We start from the raw sequence: 22423 nt of genomic DNA on the forward strand, positions 1-22423 counted from the left end.
CCCGTGTCCGCCCCCCGTCTGCGTCGTGTCGCCGTCCTCGTCCTCGAGGGTGCCAAGCCGCTCGACGTCGGCATTCCCGCGCAGGTGTTCACGACCCGCGCCAGCATGCCGTACGAGGTGCGGGTGTGCGGCGCGGCGCCCGGTCTCGTGACCGGCGGCGACGGTCTGTCCTACCACGTCGCCCACGGTCTCGACGCGCTCGCGTGGGCCGACGTCGTCTTCCTGCCCGGCTACCGGTTCCCGGACCGCGAGGACCCGCCGCCGGCGGTGGTCGACGCGCTGGTCGCCGCCCACGACGGGGGCGCGCGGCTCGCGGCCATCTCCACGGGAGCCTTCGCGCTCGCCGCCACGGGCCTGCTCGACGGCAGGCGGGCCACGACGCACTGGCACTACACGCGGGCGCTGGCGGCGAGGCACCCGCGCGTGCGGGTCGACGAGAACGTGCTGTTCGTCGACGAGGGCCGGGTCCTCACGTCGGCGGGCGCCGCCTCGGGCATCGACCTGTGCCTGCACATCCTGCGGGGCGACCTCGGGGTGGCGGCGTCGAACCACGCCGCCCGGCGCCTGGTCGCGGCGCCCTACCGCAGCGGGGGCCAGGCGCAGTACGTGCCGCGCAGCGTGCCCGAGCCGCTCGGCGAGCGGTTCGCCGCCACCCGCGAGTGGGCGCTGCACCGGCTGGGCGAGCCCCTCACCCTGGAGACGCTCGCGCGGCACGCGGCGGTGTCGCCGCGCACCCTGTCGCGGCGCTTCGTCGAGGACACGGGGTACACGCCGATGCAGTGGGTCATGCGTGCCCGCGTCGACATGGCGCGTGAGCTGCTGGAACGGTCCCAGCGCAGCGTCGAGCAGATCGCCGACGACGTCGGTCTGGGTACCGCCACGAATCTGCGGCTGCACTTCCAGCGCATCCTCGGCACCACGCCGACCCAGTACCGGCGGACCTTCGCCCAGGGCGAGTGACGCCCTCGCCACCGGCCTGGCGGGATCCTTTCGAACCGTGGCGATCGCGCCGCTGTCCCGGGTGTCCGCCGCGCGCCAACCTGGGTGGCGAGACGAAGGGACACACTCATGACTCGCATCGCCATCAACGGATTCGGCCGCATCGGACGCAACGTGCTGCGCGCCCTGCTGGAACGCGGCAGCGATCTGGAGGTCGTCGCCGTCAACGACCTCACGGAGCCCGCCACGCTGGCGCGGCTGCTCGCCTACGACACCACGGCCGGCCGGCTCGGCCGCCCGGTGACCGCCGACGGGGACGCCCTGGTCGTCGACGGCCGCCGGATCAGGGTGCTCGCCGAGCGGGAGCCGGCGCGGCTGCCGTGGGCCGAGCTGGACGTCGACATCGTGCTGGAGGCGACCGGCCGCTTCACGTCGGCCAAGGCCGCCCGCGCGCACCTGGACGCGGGCGCCCGGAAGGTGCTCGTCAGCGCGCCGTCGGACGGCGCCGACGTCACGCTCGCGTACGGGGTCAACACCGACGCCTACGACCCGGACGTGCACACCGTCGTCTCCAACGCCTCGTGCACGACCAACGCGCTCGCGCCGCTGGCCGCGGTGCTGGACGAGCTGGCCGGCATCGAGCACGGCTTCATGACGACGGTGCACGCCTACACGCAGGAGCAGAACCTCCAGGACGGTCCGCACCGCGACGCCCGCCGCGCCCGGGCCGCCGCCGTCAACATCGTGCCGACCACGACGGGCGCCGCCAAGGCGATCGGCCTGGTGCTGCCGAACCTCGACGGCAAGCTCTCGGGCGACTCGATCCGCGTGCCGGTGCCGGTCGGGTCGATCGTCGAGCTGAACACCACCGTCTCCCGGGAGGTGACGCGCGAGGACGTGCTGGCGGCCTACCGCGCCGCGGCCGAGGGCCCGCTGGCCGGTGTCCTCGAGTACTCGGAGGACCCGCTGGTGTCGTCGGACATCACCGGCAACCCCGCCTCCTCGATCTTCGACGCGGAACTCACCCGGGTCGACGGCCGCCACGTCAAGGTGGTCGCCTGGTACGACAACGAGTGGGGCTTCTCCCACCGCGTCATCGACACGTTGCTGCTGCTCGCCACCCGTTGAGGGGACAGCCGGTTACCGGTCCGCGGACCTCACCCGTCACAATGGTGGGATGAGCAATTCCAAGGTTTTCTTCGACATCGACATCGACGGCAAGGACGCGGGCCGCATCGTCTTCGAGCTCTTCGAGGACGTCACGCCCAAGACCGCCAAGAACTTCATCGAGCTGGCGACCGGCGAGCACGGCTTCGGCTACAAGGGCTCCCCGTTCCACCGCGTGATCCCGCAGTTCATGCTCCAGGGCGGTGACTTCACCGAGGGCAACGGCACCGGCGGCAAGAGCATCTACGGCGAGAAGTTCGCGGACGAGAACTTCCAGCTGAAGCACACCGGTCCGTACCTGCTCTCGATGGCGAACGCGGGGCCGAACACCAACGGTTCGCAGTTCTTCATCACCACCGTCCCCACCCCCTGGCTGGACGGCAAGCACGTCGTCTTCGGCAAGGTCGTCGAGGGCACGGACGTGGTGGACAAGATCGAGGGCTACGGCTCCTCCCCGTCGGGCCGCACCTCCGCGACCATCACGGTGCGGGAGTCGGGCAAGCTCTGAGCCCGCACCGGCCGTCTTGATCCGAACGACAGGCCCCAGGGCCTGTCGGACACGGCGCTCGCCGCACTCGGTGCGGCGGGCGCCGTCCCTTTCCCCGCCCCGCGTGGTGCGGCTCGCCGCTCGGTGCGACGCTGGGGTGGAGAGGCGTCCGAGGAAGGGAACGGGAGGGCCGATGGGACGGGACGTCCCGGCGCTGGTCTTCACCCGCGAGGACCGCCGCCGGTACCGGATCAAGATGCAGGAGTGCCTGGAGGCCTTCGCGCAGATGCTGCGCGAGTCGCGGTTCGAGACCGAGCGGCCCCAGGTGGGGCTGGAGATCGAGCTGAACCTGGTCGACGACGAGGCCGAGCCGGTGATGTGCAACAGCGACGCGCTGGAGGCCATCGCGGACCCCGCCTGGTCCACCGAGCTGGGCCGGTTCAACCTGGAGATCAACATTCCGCCGCGCCGGCTGACGGCGGGCGGCCCCGACTCCTGGGAGACGGAGATCCGCGGCGCCCTGAACCACGCGGAGGACCGGGCGAAGTCCGTCGGCGCGCATCTGATCATGGTCGGCATCCTGCCCACGCTGCGGCAGTCGGACGTCGGCGAGGGCGCGCTGTCGGAGAACCCCCGCTACCGCATGCTCAACGACCAGGTGTTCGCGGCGCGCGGCGAGGACCTCCACATCGAGGTGGACGGCGTCGACCGGCTGCGGACCTACGCGGACACGATCACTCCGGAGGCCGCGTGCACCAGCACCCAGTTCCACCTCCAGGTGGCCCCCGAGGAGTTCGCCGACTACTGGAACGCGGCGCAGGCGATCGCCGGGGTGCAGGTGGCGCTGGCCGCGAACTCGCCGTTCCTGCTCGGCAAGGAGTTGTGGCACGAGAGCCGCATCCCGCTGTTCGAGCAGGCCACCGACACCCGGCCGCAGGAGATCAAGGCGCAGGGCGTGCGGCCGCGGGTGTGGTTCGGTGAGCGGTGGATCAACAGCGTCTTCGACCTGTTCGAGGAGAACCTGCGCTACTTCCCCGCGCTGCTGCCCCTGTGCGAGGAGCAGAATCCCGTGGAGACGCTGGACCGCGGTGACATTCCCGAACTGGGCGAACTGACCCTCCACAACGGCACCATCTACCGCTGGAACCGCCCGGTCTACGCCGTCGCCCACGACAAACCGCACGTCCGGGTGGAGAACCGGGTGCTGCCCGCCGGGCCGACCGTCGCCGACACCCTCGCCAACGGCGCCTTCTACTACGGGCTCACCCGCGCCCTGGTGGAGGAGGAGCGGCCGGTGTGGTCACGGATGTCGTTCTCCGTCGCCGAGGACAACCTGCACACCGCGGCCCGGCACGGCATCGAGGCGCTGCTGTACTGGCCCGGCATGGGAGAGGTGCCCGTGCCCGAACTCGTCCTGCGACGCCTGCTGCCGCTGGCGCACCGGGGACTGGAGCTGTCCGGCATGGACGCGGCCTGGCGGGAGCCGCTGCTCGGCATCATCGAGCAGCGGTGCGTCACGGGGCGCAACGGCGCCGTCTGGCAGAAGGAGATGTTCCATCACATCGACGACTCCACCCACGTCGGCCGGCACGAGGCCCTGCGGCGCATGACCCGGCAGTACATGGACTACATGCATCTCAACGCCCCGGTCCATACCTGGCCGGTCGACTGACGTGCGGCGCTCCGTGCGGCACGTGTCCCATGACCCCCAGGACGAGGGAGGCGGCAGACGATGTGCCGATGGCTCGCCTACTCGGGTACGCCCATGCTGCTCGAGACCCTCCTGTACGAGCCGGACCACTCGCTGATCGACCAGAGCCTGCACTCCCGGCTGGGGGTGGAGACCACGAACGGGGACGGGTTCGGCATCGGCTGGTTCGGTCCGGAGATGGAGACGCCCGCGATCGTGCGGGAGACCGGCCCGGCGTGGAGCAACCGCAATCTGCGGGAGATCGCCGGGCATGTCCGTTCGTCGCTGTTCTTCGCGCACATCAGGGCCTCGACGGGCAGCGCGGTCCAGCAGACCAACTGCCATCCGTTCCGTCACGGCCGCTGGATGTGGATGCACAACGGCGCGATCGCCGAGTACCACCGGGTCCGGCGCGACCTCGCGCTCGCCGTCGACCCGCGGCTCTTCCTCGACATCGAGGGCTCGACGGACTCGGAGATGATGTTCTTCCTGGCCCTCACGTTCGGTCTGGAGGAGGATCCGCCGGGGGCGGTGGCGCGGATGGCGGGGCTGGTGGAGGAGATCGGTCACGAGCACGGCGTGGAGCACCCGCTGCAGATGACGGTCGCCGTGACGGAGGGCCGGCGGCTGTGGGCGTTCCGCTACTCCAGCCAGAGAGCCTCGCGGTCGCTGTACTACAGCTCCCGCGTGGAGACGCTGCGCGCGCTGCACCCCGGGATGCCGTTCCTGCGGAAGGCTTCCGACGACACCCGTCTCATCGTCTCGGAGCCCCTGGGCAACCTGCCCGGTGTCTGGAACGAGGTTCCCGAGGGCAGTTGCGGGGTCGTCCGGCCCGAGGGCGACAAGCTGTTCCCCTTCGCGCCGCAGCCCGTCTGACGCCGTCGCCGGCCCCGGCCGCCGGACGGGCCGGGCGGCATGCCGTCATCGCGGGAAGGCGTGCGGTCCGCCGCCGCGCCATTCGATCCACTCCGCGGCCTCCACGTCCGGCGCCTCCACGTCCTCCATGCCGGCGAGGCGCAGGAACTCCGCGATGTCGACGAGTGTGTAGGCCATGCCTATGAAGGCGCCGTCGAAGCGGACGCGTCGGCCGCCGTCCGGGGCGGGCGGATAGACGACGACGGCAGTGTCACCGGACATGTTCCCAGGGTGGGGCGGATGCCGTCGCCGCGCACCCGGACAGCGCCGGCGGCGCGGTGCGGGAAGCGGGGGTCAGCGGTCCTGCTCCTCGGACGGCCGCCTGCGCCCGGGCTCCCCGGCGGACAGGTGCTGCAACGCCTCGACCAGCTCCTGGCAGGCCCGTTCCACCGAGCGCCGGGTGTTGAGCTGTTCGGTGATGACCGCCGACAGCAGGAGCGCGGTCAGGCCGATGGCGCCGTTGAAGGCCTGGAGCCTCATCATCACCTCGACGTCGGACAGCCGGGCGAAGGAGCCGGTCCGGTCCGTGGCGGCGGCGGTGGCCAGGACGGAGGCGACGAGCGCGCACGGCAGGCTGCCCGCCAGTTGGAAGCGCAGCGCCGCCCAGATCAGCAGGGGGAAGACCAGGAACAGCAGGCTGACCGGGCTCCGTTCCAGCGGTACCAGGGCGCAGACGGCGAGGGTCAGGGCCGAGGCCTCCCGCCACCGGGTGCACGGGGGTGGTCGGCGGACCCGCTGCAGCAGCAGGAGCAGCGGGGTGACGAGGACGACGCCCACCGCGTCGCCCGCCCACCAGGCGAACCAGACGGGCCAGAAGCGGTCCGGGGAGAGTTCGTCGGTGAGGACGGCCGTGCCGGCGCCGGCACCGGCGCTGATCAGCATGGCGGTGAACGCGCCGAGGAACACCAGCGCCAGGCCGTCCCGCAGGCGGCTCAGGTCCGTGCGGAAGCCCACCGCGCGCAGCAGCAGGTACGCGCAGACGGGGGCGGCGGTGTTGCCGGCGAGGACGCCGAGCGCCGAGGGCTGGAGCGTGGTGAGGGACATGACCACCAGGAGGGCGCCGAGGGCGATGCCGGGCACGCAGCGCGGGCCGAGGATCAGCAGGCAGGCCACCGCGACGCCGCTGGGGGGCCACATGGGGGCGACCACCGTGCCCTCCACGACCAGGTGCCGCAGCAGCCCGAGCCGGCCCGCCGCGTAGTAGCAGCCCGCGACGACCAGTGTCTCCAGGACCCGGACGAGCGGGCGCGGCCGACCAGCGATACCCACCACAACAGCCATCAGACACCGGCGCCGCCCCGGCGGCGAGGCGGGAGGCGTGCGGTTCCCGCCCTACGGCTGAACGGTCCGCCCGTCGTGGCCGACGACGAGCACGGCCGCGTCGTCCTCGTGTCCGATCAGCGCCGCGTTCTTGATCACGGCGGCCGCCAGCGAGGTCGCCTCCATGCCCGCGACGGCCGCGATGCCGGCGAGCCGCACGACCCGTTCGAGGCCCTCGTCGACGGGCAGTGAGGGGCCTTCCACCACACCGTCCGTGAGCAGGAGGAAGACGCCGCCCGTGGTGAGCCGGTAGCGGGTCACCGGGTACTCCATGCCCTCCTGGACGCCGAGCGGCGGTCCCCCTTCGTCCTCGGAGACCCCGGATCTCCCGTCCGCCGTGGCCCACACGCAGGGGATGTGTCCGGCCCGCGCGCTCTCCAGGGTGCCGGTGGCGGGGTCGAACCGCATGAAGGTGCAGGTGGCGAAGAGGTCGGTGCCCAGGGACAGGAGCAGCTCGTTGGTCCGGGCGAGCAGTTCGCCGGGCTCGCTGGTGACGGAGGCGAGCGCCCGCAGGCCGACGCGGATCTGCCCCATGAAGGCCGCCGCGTCGATGGTGTGGCCCTGCACGTCCCCGATGGACAGACCCACGCGGCCGTCGGGCAGCATGAAGGCGTCGTACCAGTCACCGCCGACGTTGAGCCCGGCGTAGGCGGGCGCGTACCGGGCGGCCAGGTGGAAGCCGGGGACCTCGGGCATGTCGGCCGGGAGCATGCCGCGCTGCAGGGCGATGGCCAGCTCCACCTGGGAACGCTGCAGCTCCGCGAGCTCGCGCGCCCGTGCGGTCAGCGATCCGAGCCTGGCCAGCAGATCGTCGCCGTCGGGTACGGGGCGCTTGCGGAACATCGACCGCTCCAGCTCCAGAGAATGAGCCCGCGGGGAACACGTATCACTATGGCACCGTTCGCCCCTCCGTGCGCCGGCCCGGCCGTCCCGGGGCGGTCCGTCCGCCGTCGGCGGTGACGGGAGCGCCGGCGGCGGACGCGGCGGCGTGGGCCGTCCGGGTGACGGACCGCCCGGTGTCAGGCGAGCACCGCCTCCCAGGTGTCGACGGCGAAGTGGACCGTCATGCCGTTGCGGCCGTACAGGCGCGGCGCGCCGGTGGCGTTCTCGGTGTCGACGCCGAGGCCCACCGTGTCCCGTCCGCGCGCGGCGAACTCGGCGAAGGCCTGCCGCAGCAGGAAGGTGCCCAGGCCGCGGCCGCGGGCCTCGCTCAGGACCCCGAGGCTGCGGACCCAGCCCATGGCCTCGCGGTCGTCCCGGGCCAGCAGGAATCCGGCGTCGCCCAGGTCCTCGGTCCCGGCGATCCACACCAGGGACCAGTCCAGCCGCTCGGCGCCGATGTCGTGCAGCCAGTGGTCGTAGTCGCGCGGCTGGAAGTCGAAGTGGCCGGCGAACGCCGACTGGTACAGCTCGTGCACCCGCAGCCGGTCGGCCTCGGTGGCGCAGGCCCGCACCCGCACGCCCGGCGGCGGGACGGGCGGCAGGTCGCCGACGGGGTCGACGGAGCGGCGCAGCACGTGGTAGCGGCGCACGGTTCTCCAGCCGCGCGCCTCGAGCAGCGCGGTGTCGGTCGTGGGCCGGGCGTTGAGGTGCAGGTGGACGACGGCCCGGTCGGCTCCGTTCGCGCGGGCCTTGGCCAGTGCGCGCGTCTCCATCGCCGCCAGCAGGCGCAGCCCGGTCTGCTGGTGGTCGGGCAGCACGTAGTGGTCGATGTCGACGCGCTCGCCGCCGGACTCGTCCCACAGCAGGCCGTAGGCCACCATCCTGCCGTCGTCGAGGGCCACCCACGAGTCGTGCTCGAGGTCCGTGTCCGGACGCTTCAGGTCGGCCTCGACCTCGTGCAGGTCCGTCTCGGGACGGCCGATCTCGATCCGGTCGACCTCGTTGAGGAGTTCGGTGATGGCCGGGGCGTCGCAGAGGGAGGCCGGGCGCAGCAGTGCGGTGGACATGAGGGCAGCGTGGGGGGCTCCGGCCGCCGGCCGCAACGGGTTTTCCCGGAGGCGCTCCCTGGTCGACGCCATCCACAAATGGTATTCCATTTACCGCTCACCTCTTGACGGTGTCGTTCGGCGAAAACTACGTTCTGGGGCACGGAATCCCGCTTCCGCCTCGCGGAAACCACCAGCTCCCCGCCCCCCGAACCAGGAGTCCCCGCATGACTGCCCTGGAAGACCGCCGTTCGTCCGTGCCGACCGGCGACACCGCCACCAGCTCCGCCCTCTACACCTACGACCTGGCCCCGACGAAGAAGGAGGGCCGCCGCTGGGGCGCCTACAACGTCTTCACCCTCTGGGCCAACGACGTGCACAGCCTGGGCAATTACGCGTTCGCCATCGGCCTGTTCGCCCTGGGGCTGAACGTGTGGGGCATCCTGGCCGCCTTCGCGCTCGCGTCCGTCCTGCTCTTCCTCCTGCTCACCCTGTCCGGGTTCATGGGGCACAAGACGGGTGTCCCGTTCCCCGTCATGAGCCGCATCGCGTTCGGCATCAAGGGAGCGAAGATCCCGGCCGCCGTGCGCGGTGTCGTCGCCATCGCCTGGTTTGGTATCCAGACCTATCTGGCGTCCGCCGTTCTCAGCGCTCTGCTGGTGGCGCTGTTCCCGGAGCTGGGCCGTCTGGACACCGGCTCCCTGCTCGGCCAGTCCACCCTCGGCTGGATCACGTTCCTGGCCCTGTGGGCCCTCCAGGTGCTCATCGTGAGCTACGGGATGCAGATGATCCGGCGGTACATGGCCTTCGCGGCACCCGTCACGCTGCTCACCATGTGCGCGCTCGCGGTGTGGATGTTCGTCCGCGCGGACGGCTCGATCTCCCTGTCCGCCGGTGACCCGCTCACCGGCGGCGCGATGTGGCTCCAGGTCCTGCAGGCGGCCGCGCTGTGGGTGGTGATCTACGGGACGTTCGTCCTGAACTTCTGCGACTTCACGCGGTCCGCGAGGAGCCGCGGCTCGATCGTCCGGGGGAACGTGGTCGGCATCCCGGTGAACATGCTCTTCTTCGCCTGCATCGCGACGGTCCTGAGCGGGGCCCAGTTCAGCCTCGACGGACGCGTCATCACCGGTCCAACCGACATCGTCAGGTCCGTCCCGAACATGTTCCTGCTGGCCGTCGCCTCGCTCGCCCTCATCGCCCTGACGGTCGCGGTGAACCTGCTGGCCAACTTCGTGGCGCCGATCTACGCCCTGGTCAACCTCTTCCCCCGCCGGCTCGACTTCCGCCGGGCCGGTCTGGTGAGCGCCGTGCTGGGCCTGGTGATCACGCCCTGGAACCTCTACGACAGCCCGGTCGTCGTGAACTACTTCCTCGGCGGGCTCGGCGCCCTGCTCGGGCCGCTCTTCGGCGTGATCATGGCCGACTACTGGCTGCTGCGGAAGGCCCGGGTGAACGTCCCCGCCCTCTACACCGAGGAGGCGGGCGCCGAGTACCACTACCGCCGCGGCTACAACCCGCGCGCCGTCGCCGCGTTCGTCCCCGGTGCCGCGATCGCCGTCGTGGTCGCCCTCGTGCCCCTCTTCCACGCCGCGGCCGGATTCTCCTGGTTCATCGGCGCCGTCGTCGCCGCCGCCCTGTACGCGGTCGTCGCCGACCGTGCCGCGCCGATCCGCGACGTGGACGGCGAGGCCATCGCCGTCGCCGCCGAATGACCCACCCGAGCAGAAGGCCCCACCCCATGCGCATTCTCGTGGTCAACGTCAACACCACGCAGTCCATCACCGACGCGATCGGCAGGCAGGCGGCCGGCGCCGCCTCGCCCGGCACCGAGATCGTCCCCCTCACCCCCTCCTTCGGCGCGGAGTCCGTCGAGGGGAACTACGAGAGCCACCTCGCCGCGGTGGCCGTCATGGAGACCGTCCGCGCCCATCCGGAGCCCTTCGACGCGGTGATCCAGGCCGGATACGGCGAACACGGGCGGGAGGGACTGCAGGAACTGCTCGACGTCCCCGTCGTCGACATCACCGAGGCGGCGGCGAGCACCGCGCAGTTCCTCGGCCGCCGCTACTCCGTCGTCACCACCCTCGACCGAACGGTGCCCCTCATCGAGGACCGGCTGGAGGCGGCCGGGCTGAGCGCCCGGTGCGCGTCGGTGCGGGCCAGCGGGCTCGCCGTCCTGGAACTCGAACGCGACGAGAAGGCCGCCGTGGACGCCATCGCCCGGCAGGCCGTCCGCGCGGTCGAGGACGACCGGGCCGAGGTGATCTGTCTGGGCTGCGGAGGGATGGCCGGCCTCGCCGAACGCGTCGTGGACCGTACCGGCGTCCCCGTCGTCGACGGGGTGACGGCCGCCGTGACGATCGCGGAGTCACTGGTCCGTCTCGGCCTGTCCACCTCCAAGGTCCGCACCTATGCGGCACCGCGCCCCAAACGGATCGTCAACTGGCCCCCGGTGCTCCGCTGACGGCCCGCGCCGTCCCTGCTCCCGCCCTCCGCGCCGGTGCCGGGCCGGGCCCGCCGGCCACACCGTCCGCACGGTATTCTGACGGGCCGCCCGGCCGCCGCACCGCACCGCCGCAGCCGGTGCGCAGGCGAACGGGACGAACGACGAAGGACGGCGATGGCTGCGTCAGGGGATTTCACGCCCGAGTCCGAACGGGTGACCCGGCAGTTGCGGGACGAGATCCTCGACGGGGTGCGACGGCCGGGCAGCAGGCTCGTCGAGCGGGAGCTGGCCGAGGCGCTCGGCGTGAGCCGGCTGCCCGTCCGCGAGGCCCTGCGGACGCTGGTGTCCGAAGGGCTGGTGACGCCCAGGCCGCGCACGTGGGCGGTGGTGCGCGAGTTCACCACGAGCGACATCGCCGACCTCGACGAGGTGCGCTCGGGCCTGGAGACCCTTGCCTTCCGGCTCGCCGCGCAACGGCACACCCGCGCCGGACTGGAGAGGCTGCGCGCGACCGTGGACGCCGAGCTGGCGGCGGCCCGGGCCGGCGACGCCGTGCGGGCCCACCGGGCCGCGGCCGACTTCCACCAGACCGTCATCTCCCTCGCCGCCAACGAACTGCTCAACGAGCTCGAAGGCGTCCTGCGCAGCCGGCTGCGGTGGCTCATGGGCCAGCACGACGACCTGGAGAGCGTCGCGCTGGAACACGAGGCCCTCTACCAGGCGATCGCGGAACGCGATGTCGAGCGTGTTCAGGAACTCGTCCTGCACCACCTCGCCACGAGCCGCACCGCCGCGCTGGGCCGCCACACCCGGCAGGAACAGGAGAGGGAGCAGGAGCAGGAGCAACGGCAGGGACGGGAACGGGGTTAGGGTCTGCCGTTCGGATCGTGCCGGCGTCGCGGGGCGTGGCACGGTCAGCGGCGCGGTTCCCGCCGCATCGACCACAGCACCGGCCCCTCCCCCGGCAGGCGCAGCTCCTCGCGCACGGTGAAGCCGAAGTGCTCGTAGAAGGGCAGGTTGGACGGTTTCGAGGACTCCAGGCAGACGGGCATGCCCGCCGCGTCGGCCCGGGCCAGTCCCGAGCGCAGCAGCGCGGCGCCGTGTCCCCGGCCCCGGACGGCCGGGTCGGCGCCGACGACCGCCAGGTACCAGTGCGGTTCCCGGGGCGTGTGCGCGGCGGCCGCCTCGACGGCGTCCCGGAACAGCGGGGCCCGGTCACCGAGGATGTCCTGGAGTTCCTGGATGGTCTCCGCGTCGGGCACGGCCTTGGCCTGCGCCTCGGCCGGCACCCAGAAGGCGGCTGCCGCCCCGGTCCGCTCGCACAGGCAGTGGCGGACGTACTGGCGGGTGAAGATCGTGGCGAAGTAGCGCTCCAGCGCCGCGTCGCGGGTGGTTCCGTCGGGGAAGAACCAGCGCATCATCGGGTCGTCGTCGAAGGCGCGGGCCAGGATGCGGCTGACCTCGGAAGCGTCGTCGACCGTCGCCGTCCTCGGCGTGTTCGTCATCGGCATACGGGTCATTCTGCCGTTGGTGATCTTGGTCGGGGCACGGGGGGGGTCCGGGTCGCGGCCCACCGGCCGGCGGGGACGGCCGCGGCGACGCGGCCCGGCAAAGGACACGGCGCCCGGAAGCGAGGTGCTTCCGGGCGCCGTGCCGGGTTCAACGCGTCCCGGTCAGGCGGGGGTGATGTTCTCCGCCTGCGGGCCCTTCTGGCCCTGGGTGATGTCGAACGTGACGGCCTGGCCTTCCTGGAGCTCGCGGTACCCGCTGGCGTTGATGTTGGAGTAGTGCGCGAAGACGTCGGGGCCGCCGCCGTCCTGCGCGATGAAGCCGAAGCCCTTTTCCGAGTTGAACCACTTGACGGTACCGCTGGCCATGCCTCTGCCTTTCAGCCGATATCGGATCCGCACCGCGCGGACCCGGAGGTGGTCGTCCTGGTCCAAGGCACTGCACAGCAGACCGCCCGCACCACGGTGCGGGCGGTCGGGTCGAACCACGACATCTGCCGTTGACGCTACACAACATGTCCGCACCTCACCAGTGAGTAAGGCCTCCGAACGCGAACGGTGTTGCGTCCGCGGAACCTCGCCGCGTCCCGACGGTCCGACCCGGCCGGCCTCGCCGGCGTCCCCTTCCGTCACTCCCGTACGCGGCGTCGTCCGTGCGCCATCCGGGCGAGACACGGGCCATCGGCACGACCCGGTCGTACGGGCGGTCAACCAATGAGGTGCCCCCTACCGAACCGGAGGTTGAGATGAGCGTCAGGAAAACCCTGGCCCTGGCGAGCGGCGCGGTGATCTGCACCGGCCTGCTGGGAACGGGCTGCGCCTCGCGGACGCCCGACGGACCCCCCGCCCAGTCGGCGTCCCCCCGCCCCGCCCAGTCGGCGTCCCCCCGCCCCGCCCCGGCGGGACCGACCGCCCGGCCGCTTCCCGGGCTCGGGCCCGTCATGCGGGCCCGGGTGCCCGCGGACACCCGGCAGGCCCTGGTCGTCCGGGGCCCGACCTCGGACGCCAACCAGGCCCAGGTGGTGCTCTACGAGCGGGATCCCGAGCGGGGCTGGCAGGCCGTGGCCGGCCCCTGGCCCGCCCACAACGGACTGCGCGGCTGGACGAGCGACCACAGCGCGGGCGACCTGCGCACGCCCGTCGGCGTCTTCGGGATCAGCGACGCGGGCGGCCGGCTGCCCGATCCGGGGACCCGGCTGCCCTACGACCAGGACCCGGACTTCTCGGCCACGGGCACCGGTCATCTGGGTGAGGACCTGGAGGGCTCGTTCGACTACGTGATCGCCGTCGACTACAACCGGGTGCCCGGCACCACCCCGCTGGACAACACACGGCCGCTGGGCGAGGAGAAGGGCGGCGGGGTGTGGATCCACGTGGACCACGACGGGCCGACCAACGCCTGTGTGTCCCTGGAGGAGGAGCACATGCGCACGCTGCTGCGCGCCCTGGACCCGGACCGCAGGCCGGTCGTCGTCATGGGCCCCGCCTCGGAGCTGGCGCGGTAGCGGCCGCGGCGGCGGTCCCGCCACGGCCCCCGGCGTGTGCCGGGGGCCGTGGCGGGACCGGTGCGGCTCAGGGCGTACCGGCCTTCGGGTTCGCCGGGGGCGTGGTCTCCTCGTCGTCCACGTCCAGCGCGAAGACGTGCACGGCGCTGTTCGCCGGCAGGGTGACGGCGGCGACGTCCTTGGCCGGGTCGATGCGCAGCGTCTTGGTGTAGAGGCGGTACTCGACGGTGTCGTAGGCGGGGCCGGACGGGGTGTTCTTGCCCTTCGTGGTGATCGCGGTCTTCGCCCCGTACCGGTCGGTGGGCAGGCAGCACCAGTTGGGGAAGCCCAGTTCGGCCTCGGTGGTGGTGCCGTCGGTGTAGTGGACGGTCGCGGTGCCGCCGGCGCTGCCGCTGGTGCCGGTGCCGAGGAAGGCCAGCGCGTCGCCCTTCTCGGCGCCGGGGACCTGGACGGTCTGACCCTTGCCCGTCACGTTGTCGGGGGTGCCCGGTGCGGCGTCGGGCCAGGTGAAGGAGAAGCCGTTCGCCTCCACGGTGGCACCCGGGGTGACGCCCTCGTCGGCCAGCTTCTCGGCGATGAAGCTGGAGCCGCCGCCGTCGATGTCGCCGGGCCCCGGGTCGTCCTGTTTCGTCACACCGACGTTGTCGGCCGCCGAGGCGAGCGAGGGGTGCGCCAGGGTGGTGGCGGTCCGGGTGTGCACGGAGTACGTGGTGTGCTGCCGGGTCGTGTACGACGCCCGGGCGGAGATGTCGTACCTGCCCGGGGCGGTGTCCTTCGGGGGTGTCACGGTGAAGCGCGCGGTGAAGGTGTCGCCGTCGGGCAGGGCATGGGTGCCGGTCGGCCCGGCCGCGGCCACCTGCCAGCCCTCGGGGGCGGTGACGGCCGATCCGGTGACCGTGACCGGCTTGCCGGTGCCGTTGGTGACGGCGACGTCGACCTGCTGGGACCGTCCGATGGCGCCGATGGCGGCGGTGCGGGCGTGGAGGGCGACGGCACGGTCCTGGGGGTGCGTGCCGCCGACGGAGGTGGCGCCGTCGATGCGCACCGTCGTCCGGTCTCCGGTGGAGACCTCGGCGGTCTTCACGTGGACGATCCCGGTGCCGGCGTCGTAGTACCAGCCGGACGGCGCGGCCTGCAGGGCGCGCTCGTCCGCGACCTCCCGCAGCCGCTTCCCGGCGGCCCGGACGCCGGAGGGGTCGGTGTCGGTGTGCACGGTCAGACCGTAGCGCCGCTGGGCGGGCTTGCCGTCGTAGGTGCCCCGGAGCGCGCCGATCCGGATGTCCACGGGACCGCGGCGGCGGGCGTCCGGCGCGCTCACGGTGATGCGCTGCGCGGCCGACTCGCCCTCGGCGTGGGCCCGGGTGCGGCCGTCGTCCTCGTAGAGGGTGAAGGCGGAGTCGCCCTCGGGGTAGACGTCGAGGTCGAGGCGGCCCGACTTCTTGCCCTGCGCCCAGTCGGTGGTGCCCTCGGGGAACATGGGCACGATCGCGCCGGCCCGCACGAAGAGCGGGAGGGTGTCCAGCGGTGCCTGGTAGCCGTCCAGGGTCTGTCCGCCCTCGTGCACGCGGCCGGTCCAGTAGTCCACCCAGCGGCCCTCGGGCAGGTGGATACCGTCGCGGACGTCGCTGTCCTCGTGGACGGGGGCGACCAGGAGGTCGTCGCCGGCGAGGAACTCGTACTTCGCCTCGTCGCCCCAGGTGGCCGGGTCGTCCGGGTAGTTGAGGTACAGGGGGCGGGTGGGGCCGACGCCGGTCCTGGAGGCGTTCGCCAGGTGGGTGTAGAGGTAGGGCAGCAGCCGCTCGTGCAGCAGCAGGTACTTCTTGTTGATCGCGGTGTAGGGCGCGCCGTACCGCCAGGGCTGCTTGTCGCTCGCCGCCCAGCCGCTCATGGCGTACGTCATCGGCAGCAGCATCTTCCACTGCAGGTCGCGCACGTAGGTCTCGGCGCTGCCGCCGAAGATGCCGTCGACGTCACCGGTGGTGACGGGCTGGCCGGACATGGTGGAACCGGCGTAGGTGGGGATCTGCCAGCGGATGTAGTCCCACGAGCCGGACTGGTCGCCGCTCCACGTCGCGCCGCAGCGCTGGGTGCCGGCCCAGCCCTCGACGGTGAGCACGGTCGCGCGGTCGGCGCTGTGCTCCTCGATGCCGCCCTGCGCCTTCTCGCAGGCGTCCAGGGCGAAGCGGTAGCCGGGGCCGACCCAGGCGACGTCGGTCTTGCGCACCCGGACGCCGGCGGCGACCTCGGACTCCTGCTCGGTCAGGTCGGCCTCGGTCCACAGGCCGAGTTCGGCGCCGTTCTCGTGCAGCATGTCGCCGGTCGCGGGGAGGTCCTCGTAGCCGCAGCCGTAGCCGTCGTTGACCAGCATCCAGCCGAGCGGCATGCCCTCGCGGGCGTAACCGTCGGCGATCGCGCGGGAGTCGCGCAGCGTCTCGCGTTCGCCGCGGTTGGCGTTGTGCAGGTAGCAGTCGGCGTCGCCGAGTTCCATGGCGTACATCGGCAGCAGGGCGGGGCGGCCGGTGAGTTCGGTGTAGCCGTCGATGACCTGTTTGGCGTCGCCGACGAAGTAGTAGGCGTCGAAGCGCTGTTCCTGGTGGGTGGTGCGCACGGGCGCGCCGAAGTCGTAGCGGCCGGGGGCGAAGGTGTTGCGCAGGACTCCGTAGCCGTTGCTGGAGAGGTAGAAGGGCGCCGCGTTCGGGTTGCCGCCGTCGTTCCAGTCGTAGTCGCGGCTGATGTCGATGCTCCGGCCGCGGTGGCTGAAGCGGCCGTTCTGCATGCCTCCGCCGAAGAACTGCTCCCGGGCGCCCTGTTCGAGGGTCTGCGCGGTGCCGTCGGTGGACCAGGACAGCGGTGCGGTCTCCCGCCACAGCCGCTTGCCGTGCTCGTCGGCGAGGGCCAGCGTGACGGGCGATCTGGTGACCGTCAGGGTCGCCTCGTCGGTGCGGATGACGTAGGCGTCGCGGGTCTCGGTGTGTCTCGAACGGGCGCCCTCGTAGTCGGTCTTGACGACGATGTCGGCGTCCGGCGCGGTGGGATCCGCGGGATCGTCGTTCGCCGGGTCGGTGAAGTTCCCGTCGGGGGCGAGGCGGACGCGGAGGAGGTCGTCGTCGGGGAAGCTGATGCGGAGCTTCGCGTCGCCCGAGCTGACGGTGTAGGTGTCGCCGTCCGCGGTGAAGCCGGTGGCGTCGCCGAGCCGGCCGTCGGTGGCGGACGCGTCGCGGGCGCCCGCGTACGACGGCACCGCGGCCGTGAGCAGCGCCGCGGCCAGGGCGGCGGCGAGGAGACGCGCTCGGGACTGACCGTTCATGGTGCCCTCCGGGGTCGGTCGGCGCTGCGGCCGCGTGCGCGCCGGTGGCGACGGGTGCGCGCCGGGGCGACAGGCAGGACGCAACGGGCGTTCCGGGCATGACGGCAACGCTCCCCAGTGGGCCGTCCGCGTCACTGCCGGAGCACTGTCGGTGCACGACTCTGGCGGCCCCGGCCGGGGCATGTCAATACATGCTCGATACAAAGCCGTTTCGAGCAGTTCCGAGCACGTCTTGCGTGCCAGGCCCCGCGCACACCCGACAGAGGCGGTGCGGTTCCTGTCGGGTGACCGGGGCCGACGGCGCCTACTCGCCGGTGGAGTTCGCGATCCGCCGGGGCCCGGGACAAGACACCCCTCGACCGGACGGGGACGGCAGCGGCCCCGGCGCCGGCGCCGGACAGGCGTCCCTCCGCATGACGGTCAACGTGCCGCCGCGTCCAGCCACGGCTGGCGTCCCGGCCCGCTCGGATGGGTGCCCGTGACCCCCGTGACCAGGGAGTAGAGACTGGTCTCCGCGGTGATGAACAGGCGGTTGCGCTTGGCGCCGCCCCAGGCGATGTTGGAGACCGCCTCGGGCACGTCGAGCCGCCCGAGGAGCGTGCCGTCGGGGTCGTAGCAGTGCACTCCGTCGTGCATGGCGGCAGCCCAGAGCCGGCCCCCGTCGTCGAAGCGGAGATTGTCGAAGCGCGCGTTCGGGCGGCCGGCGGTGTCGGCGAAGACCTCGCCCTCGGACAGGGTGCCGTTCTCGCGCACGTCGAAGACCAGGATGCGGCCGGCCCGGGTGTCGGAGACGAAGAGCTGCTGCTCGTCGGCCGAGAAGACCAGGCCGTTGGGGGCCCCGAAACAGTCGGCGACCAGGCGCACTTCGCCACTGTCCGGGTCGATGCGGTAGACGTTGTTGGCGCCGATCTCGCTCTCGGCACGGTGGCCCTCGTAGTCGCTGGTGATACCGAAGTCCGGGTCGGAGAACCAGATCGAGCCGTCGGACTTCACGGCCGCGTCGTTCGGGCTGTTCAGGCGCTTGCCCTGCCAGCGGTCGGCCAGCACGGTGCGACTGCCGTCGTGTTCGGTCCTGGTGACCCGGCGGTTGCCCTGTTCGCAGGTGATCAGCCGCCCCTGCCGGTCGAGGGTGTTGCCGTTGGTGTGCCCGGCGGAGCGGCGGAAGACGCCGACCTCGCCGGTCTCCTCGTCCCAGCGCAGCATCCGGTCGTTGGGGATGTCGCTCCAGACCAACTGCCGCCAGGCGGGCACGTAGATCGGCCCCTCGGCCCACCGGCAGCCGGTCGCCAGCACCTCGAGGCCCGCGTCCCCGTTCATGCACCGGCCGGTGCGGAACCGGTCGTCGAACATTTCGTACAGCTCGTCGGCCACGACTCTCCCCTTGTCTTCGCCAGTGTCGAATCACATGCGACACATCGGCAAGATTGCTGGATCAGATATGGTCCGATCAAGCAGAAGCCGAATGGAGAGTCGTGGATCACATCGATCGCGTCCTGCTGGAGCTGCTCCAGCAGGACGCCACCCAGTCCTACGCCGCTCTGGGTCAGGCAGTCGGCCTGTCCGCGGGAGCCGCCCACGAACGGGTTCGCAAACTGCGCTCGCGCGGCGTCATCCGGCGCACGGTCGCCGAGGTGGACCCGGCGGCGGTGGGCGGCGGCGTCCTGGCCTACGTGACGGTCGACTCGACCGCGTGGATGGGTGATTCCTCGGCCGGCTTCGCCGCGATTCCCGAGATACTCGAGGCGCACATCACGGCCGGCAGCGCCTCGGTGCTGGTGAAGGTCAGGACCGCGACCACCGAGCAACTGCAGGACGTGCTCCGTCGGATCTACGCGATCGACGGCGTCAGCGGGACGCAGGCCACCGTCGTCCTGGAGACCTTCTTCGAACGGCCCGTCTCCCCCGGGGCCACCGAGCAGCTCTGACCCCCGGGCGGTGTCACGGTCCCCCGCAAGCCACGAGCGCGGGCATCGACCCCTTCACTCGCTCCGCCGCCACGCGGTCACGGCGCCCGTGTCAGAACAGGCGTTCCTGCGCGCCGGTCGCCTTCGCACGCGGCCGGCTCCGGCGCGTGGTGGTCCGCTCGGGTGCCGTGTCCCCGAACAGGGGAGCCGTGCCGTACTCGTCCGGCTCGGCCGGTACGGCGGTGGGGCCGGTGCCCACGTTCAGCCGCAGCGGGGCTTCCCGGTCGAAGTCCCCCGGGGTCATCGCCGTCCACTCCCGGTCCTGCCGCTCACCCACGCACCGCACCTCTCTCCCGTCGCGAGCCGCGGTCGCCGCCGCTCGGCCTGTCGTGACCGATTCTGCCCGGTCGGCGCCCCGCCTCACCGGCGCGTCGGCCCTGACGCGGCTCCGCCCGGTGGTGCGGCCCGGCGCACGGGGAGGACGCGGGGCCACGGGAGAAGTCCGCCGGAGGGATCCGCCGCCCGGCCGCCACCCGGCCGCCACCCGGACGGCGGACGGCCGTGGCGGCCCGGCCGGGACCCGCCCGCACGGTGCCCTGCCTCCCGACCGTGCGGGGCACACACTGGGGAGCATGGACCATCCCGATCCGCCGGAGGCGGTGTCACGGTGTTTTCCCGGGGAGGCGCGGAGCGCGGCGCCGGCCCGGCGGTTCGTCCGCGCGGCCCTGGAGGACCTCGCCCCGCACCTGGCCGACACCGCCGAGCTCCTCGTCGGCGAACTGGTCGCCAACGCGGTGCTGCACGCGGGCACCGAGATCGAGGTGGGGGTCGGCGTGCACGACGGTCGGGTGCGTGTCGGGGTCGGTGACCGCCGGCCCCGCCGTGGTCCCGCACCGCGCCACTCCCCACCGTACGCCGGTACGGGGCAGGGGCTGGCGCTGGTCGAACAGCTGGCGTCGCGGTACGGGACCGACGCGGGCGACGCGCACAAGACGGTGTGGTTCGAGCTGTGGTCCGGCGGCCCGCCGCCACCGTCGCCGGGGTGGGAGGCCGCCGTCGCGCCGGGTGCCCCCGTGCGGACGGTGACGCTCGTCGACGTGCCGAGCGCCCTGTGCTCGGCGTCCCAGCAGCACCGGCACTCCCTGTTGCGCGAGCTGGCTCTCGCCGCGTTCGCCGGGGACCACCTCGAGGTGTCGCCGCGGGACCTCGACGCCGCCCACGACGCCAACAACATGATCAGCGCCGGGCTGACGGCCACCCCGCGCGGGCCGCTCCCCGACACGGGCCCGCGCTCCGTGTCGCTGACGCTCCCGGCCGACGCGGCACCGGCCGTACGCACCCTGCGCCGTGTGCTCGCGGCGGCCGAGGACGCGGCCCGGGAGGAGCGTCTCCTGACGCTGCCGGCGCTGCCGCGCGCACGCGCCTTCCAGGACTGGCTGTTCGACGAGATCGTCGGTCAACTCGCCGGGGGCCGGCCCACCGCGTGGACCGTGCTCCCCCTCGAGCCGGAGATCAGCTCCTCGGATCTGGTGCCGTGGGACGTCTCCCACGTGCGGGCCGACCGGCTCCCCACCATCGCCGCCGACGAGGCCAACCGGATCATCGCGGCGAACGGGCCGGCGGCGGACATGCTCGGCTGGAGCGCGGACGACCTGGTCGGGCGCAAGCTCACCACCCTCATCCCCGAGCACCTGCGCGAGCGGCACACCGTGGCCTTCACCTCCCTGCTCCTGACCGGCCGCACCCGCATCGTGGGCCGGTCCGTGCCGCTTCCGGCGCTGCACCGCGACGGCCGACTGGTCCCGGTCCGCCTGTTCATCCAGACCCAGGAGACGGCCGACGGCCGCACCGTCTTCGTCGCCCAGCTCTCCCCGCGGGCTACCACGTCCCTCGACGTGCCGGGCGGGGCCGGCGGCGGCCGGCGGACCCCGCTGCCGGAAGGCGGCAGGCGCCGCGCGCCGTCCGCTCCCGAACGGGACCGCGGGCCGGCCGGCGCCGGTCACGGCATGTCGGCGCTGGACCGGCTGTCCCTGCTGGCCGACACGGGGGCCGCGCTCAACGACACCCTGGACCTGGACGAGGGGCTGCGGTGCGTCGGCCGGCTGGTCACGCGGCGACTGGCCGACTGGTGCGCGGTGGACCTGTTCACCGAGCCCACCCGGGTGGACCGGGTCTGCGTCGTCCACCGGGATCCGCACGGGCTGCGTCCCGAGGCGTACGAGGGCCGGCTGCCACCGGTCTCCGACGTCTCGCGCGGCCCGCTGGCCCGGGCGCTGCGCGGGGCGGGTCCCCTGCTGCTCACCGGGGAGCCGACGCCGGGGCAGGCCGTGAGCGAGCTCGACCGGGACTACGCCGACCTGTTCCGCAGGCTCGGCGCGGGCAGTGCCGTCGTCGCCCCGCTGCGGGCCCGCCGGGAGATCTTCGGCGTGCTGACCGTCGCCCGGACGGCCGGCGTCCCGCCCTTCACCGAGGAGGACCTGTCCCTCATCGAGGACCTGGTGCACAGCCTCGCCCTGGGCGTGGACAACGCCCGGCTGTACCAGCGGACCCGCAGCATCGCCGAACGGCTGCAGCTCTCCCTGCTGCCCGTGCTGCCCGACGTCGGGCACCTGCGGATGGCCGCCCGCTACGCCGCCTCCTCCACCACCGCGCAGGTCGGCGGAGACTGGTACGACTGCTTCGTCCTGCCCGGCGGGGACACCGGCGTGGTGATCGGCGACGTCACGGGGCACAACCTCGACGCGGCCATCGCCATGAGCCAGCTGCGGAGCATGCTCCGGGGCATCGCCGTGGACCGTGAGGAGCCGCCCGCGGAGGTGCTGCGCCGGCTGGACCTGGCGAACCACAGCCTCCATCGAGAGGCCTCCGCCACCTGTGTCTACGGCATCGTCAAGGGCCCCGCCGAGGGCCCCTGGGAACTGCACCACTCCTCCGCCGGTCATCTGCCGCCCCTGCTGACCACCCGGGACGGCGAGACCCGTTACCTCGAACAGGGTGCGGGCCTGTTGCTCGGCATGGATCCGAAGGTGACCCGTCCGACGGCCCGCGACGCGCTGCCGGCCCACTCGACGCTGCTGCTGTACACCGACGGTCTGATCGAGCGCCGGGGCGAGGTGCTCGACGTCGCGCTCGACCGCCTGCGCCGGCACGCCGCCGACCTCGCCCACGAGCCCCTCGACACGTTCTGCGACGAGTTGCTGATCGGGCTGGGCGCCGACAACGCCGACGACATCGCCCTCCTCGCCGTCCGCCCCACGCCGCCCGGCTGAACCGCCGTCCCGCGGCGTGTCCGGGCCCCGGGGCG

20 protein-coding genes are annotated in these 22423 nt (G+C 72.7%); 11 read left to right on the forward strand and 9 right to left on the reverse strand.

The window, feature by feature from the left end:
* Positions 1–3: 3 nt before the first annotated feature.
* The 5 genes from JHAT_RS21805 (at position 4) to JHAT_RS21825 (ending at position 5159) form a co-directional block, all read left to right on the forward strand.
* Positions 4–960 carry a GlxA family transcriptional regulator gene (locus tag JHAT_RS21805; RefSeq protein ID WP_077799930.1) on the forward strand — a complete coding sequence of 319 codons (957 nt, stop codon included), beginning with the start codon at positions 4–6 and terminating at the stop codon, positions 958–960.
* 108 nt (positions 961–1068) lie between these two features.
* Positions 1069–2067: a type I glyceraldehyde-3-phosphate dehydrogenase gene (gap, locus tag JHAT_RS21810; protein ID WP_077799931.1), complete on the forward strand. Its 999-nt coding sequence runs from the start codon at positions 1069–1071 to the stop codon at positions 2065–2067.
* 49 nt (positions 2068–2116) lie between these two features.
* A complete protein-coding gene (locus JHAT_RS21815) occupies positions 2117–2614 on the forward strand; it encodes a peptidylprolyl isomerase (protein WP_077799932.1) in 498 nt (165 codons plus the stop codon).
* A gap of 172 nt (positions 2615–2786) precedes the next feature.
* Positions 2787–4265, forward strand: a complete 1479-nt coding sequence (locus JHAT_RS21820; RefSeq protein ID WP_077799933.1) for a glutamate-cysteine ligase family protein — start codon at positions 2787–2789, stop codon at positions 4263–4265.
* A 60-nt stretch (positions 4266–4325) separates the two neighbouring features.
* A complete protein-coding gene (locus JHAT_RS21825; RefSeq protein WP_077799934.1) occupies positions 4326–5159 on the forward strand; it encodes a class II glutamine amidotransferase in 834 nt (277 codons plus the stop codon).
* 45 nt (positions 5160–5204) lie between these two features.
* Here JHAT_RS21825 and JHAT_RS21830 read toward each other — a convergent pair whose 3' ends face one another.
* The 4 genes from JHAT_RS21830 to JHAT_RS21845 all read right to left on the reverse strand — a co-directional run bounded on the left by JHAT_RS21830 (position 5205) and on the right by JHAT_RS21845 (position 8467).
* Positions 5205–5420, reverse strand: a complete 216-nt coding sequence (locus JHAT_RS21830; RefSeq protein WP_077799935.1) for a hypothetical protein — start codon at positions 5418–5420, stop codon at positions 5205–5207.
* 72 nt (positions 5421–5492) lie between these two features.
* A complete protein-coding gene (locus JHAT_RS21835; protein ID WP_077799936.1) occupies positions 5493–6479 on the reverse strand; it encodes an MASE1 domain-containing protein in 987 nt (328 codons plus the stop codon).
* A 51-nt stretch (positions 6480–6530) separates the two neighbouring features.
* Positions 6531–7361 carry a PP2C family protein-serine/threonine phosphatase gene (locus JHAT_RS21840; protein WP_077799937.1) on the reverse strand — a complete coding sequence of 277 codons (831 nt, stop codon included), beginning with the start codon at positions 7359–7361 and terminating at the stop codon, positions 6531–6533.
* Between the two features lie 176 nt (positions 7362–7537).
* Positions 7538–8467, reverse strand: a complete 930-nt coding sequence (locus JHAT_RS21845) for a GNAT family N-acetyltransferase (RefSeq protein WP_077799938.1) — start codon at positions 8465–8467, stop codon at positions 7538–7540.
* Positions 8468–8673: 206 nt separating this feature from the next.
* On the opposite strand from JHAT_RS21845, the gene JHAT_RS21850 reads away from it, so the two are divergent.
* The 3 genes from JHAT_RS21850 to JHAT_RS21860 all read left to right on the forward strand — a co-directional run bounded on the left by JHAT_RS21850 (position 8674) and on the right by JHAT_RS21860 (position 11765).
* On the forward strand, positions 8674–10161 hold the full coding sequence (locus JHAT_RS21850) for an NCS1 family nucleobase:cation symporter-1 (protein ID WP_077799939.1): 1488 nt from the start codon (positions 8674–8676) through the stop codon (positions 10159–10161).
* 26 nt (positions 10162–10187) lie between these two features.
* On the forward strand, positions 10188–10913 hold the full coding sequence (locus tag JHAT_RS21855) for an aspartate/glutamate racemase family protein (RefSeq protein ID WP_077799940.1): 726 nt from the start codon (positions 10188–10190) through the stop codon (positions 10911–10913).
* A gap of 156 nt (positions 10914–11069) precedes the next feature.
* On the forward strand, positions 11070–11765 hold the full coding sequence (locus JHAT_RS21860) for a GntR family transcriptional regulator (RefSeq protein ID WP_077799941.1): 696 nt from the start codon (positions 11070–11072) through the stop codon (positions 11763–11765).
* Between the two features lie 44 nt (positions 11766–11809).
* On the opposite strand, the gene JHAT_RS21865 is transcribed toward JHAT_RS21860, so the two are convergent.
* Positions 11810–12406 carry a GNAT family N-acetyltransferase gene (locus JHAT_RS21865; protein WP_077799942.1) on the reverse strand — a complete coding sequence of 199 codons (597 nt, stop codon included), beginning with the start codon at positions 12404–12406 and terminating at the stop codon, positions 11810–11812.
* 162 nt (positions 12407–12568) lie between these two features.
* Positions 12569–12772: a cold-shock protein gene (locus JHAT_RS21870; RefSeq protein WP_028964611.1), complete on the reverse strand. Its 204-nt coding sequence runs from the start codon at positions 12770–12772 to the stop codon at positions 12569–12571.
* A gap of 377 nt (positions 12773–13149) precedes the next feature.
* Here JHAT_RS21870 and JHAT_RS21875 point away from each other — a divergent pair, with 377 nt between their 5' ends.
* Positions 13150–13908: a L,D-transpeptidase family protein gene (locus tag JHAT_RS21875; RefSeq protein WP_077799943.1), complete on the forward strand. Its 759-nt coding sequence runs from the start codon at positions 13150–13152 to the stop codon at positions 13906–13908.
* 67 nt (positions 13909–13975) lie between these two features.
* Here JHAT_RS21875 and JHAT_RS21880 read toward each other — a convergent pair whose 3' ends face one another.
* On the reverse strand, positions 13976–17215 hold the full coding sequence (locus tag JHAT_RS21880) for a TIM-barrel domain-containing protein (protein WP_077799944.1): 3240 nt from the start codon (positions 17213–17215) through the stop codon (positions 13976–13978).
* Between the two features lie 420 nt (positions 17216–17635).
* On the reverse strand, positions 17636–18565 hold the full coding sequence (locus JHAT_RS21890) for an SMP-30/gluconolactonase/LRE family protein (RefSeq protein WP_077799960.1): 930 nt from the start codon (positions 18563–18565) through the stop codon (positions 17636–17638).
* Positions 18566–18687: 122 nt separating this feature from the next.
* Here JHAT_RS21890 and JHAT_RS21895 point away from each other — a divergent pair, with 122 nt between their 5' ends.
* A complete protein-coding gene (locus tag JHAT_RS21895) occupies positions 18688–19140 on the forward strand; it encodes an Lrp/AsnC family transcriptional regulator (RefSeq protein WP_077799946.1) in 453 nt (150 codons plus the stop codon).
* 91 nt (positions 19141–19231) lie between these two features.
* Here JHAT_RS21895 and JHAT_RS21900 read toward each other — a convergent pair whose 3' ends face one another.
* A complete protein-coding gene (locus tag JHAT_RS21900; RefSeq protein WP_077799947.1) occupies positions 19232–19456 on the reverse strand; it encodes a hypothetical protein in 225 nt (74 codons plus the stop codon).
* Positions 19457–19751: 295 nt separating this feature from the next.
* Between JHAT_RS21900 and JHAT_RS21905 the strand changes: the two genes are divergently transcribed.
* A complete protein-coding gene (locus JHAT_RS21905) occupies positions 19752–22388 on the forward strand; it encodes a SpoIIE family protein phosphatase (protein WP_077799948.1) in 2637 nt (878 codons plus the stop codon).
* The last annotated feature ends 35 nt before the right edge of the window (positions 22389–22423 follow it).

Origin of the sequence: Streptomyces sp. JHA26 (assembly GCF_002005565.1) — a bacterium.
GTDB lineage: Bacteria > Actinomycetota > Actinomycetes > Streptomycetales > Streptomycetaceae > Streptomyces.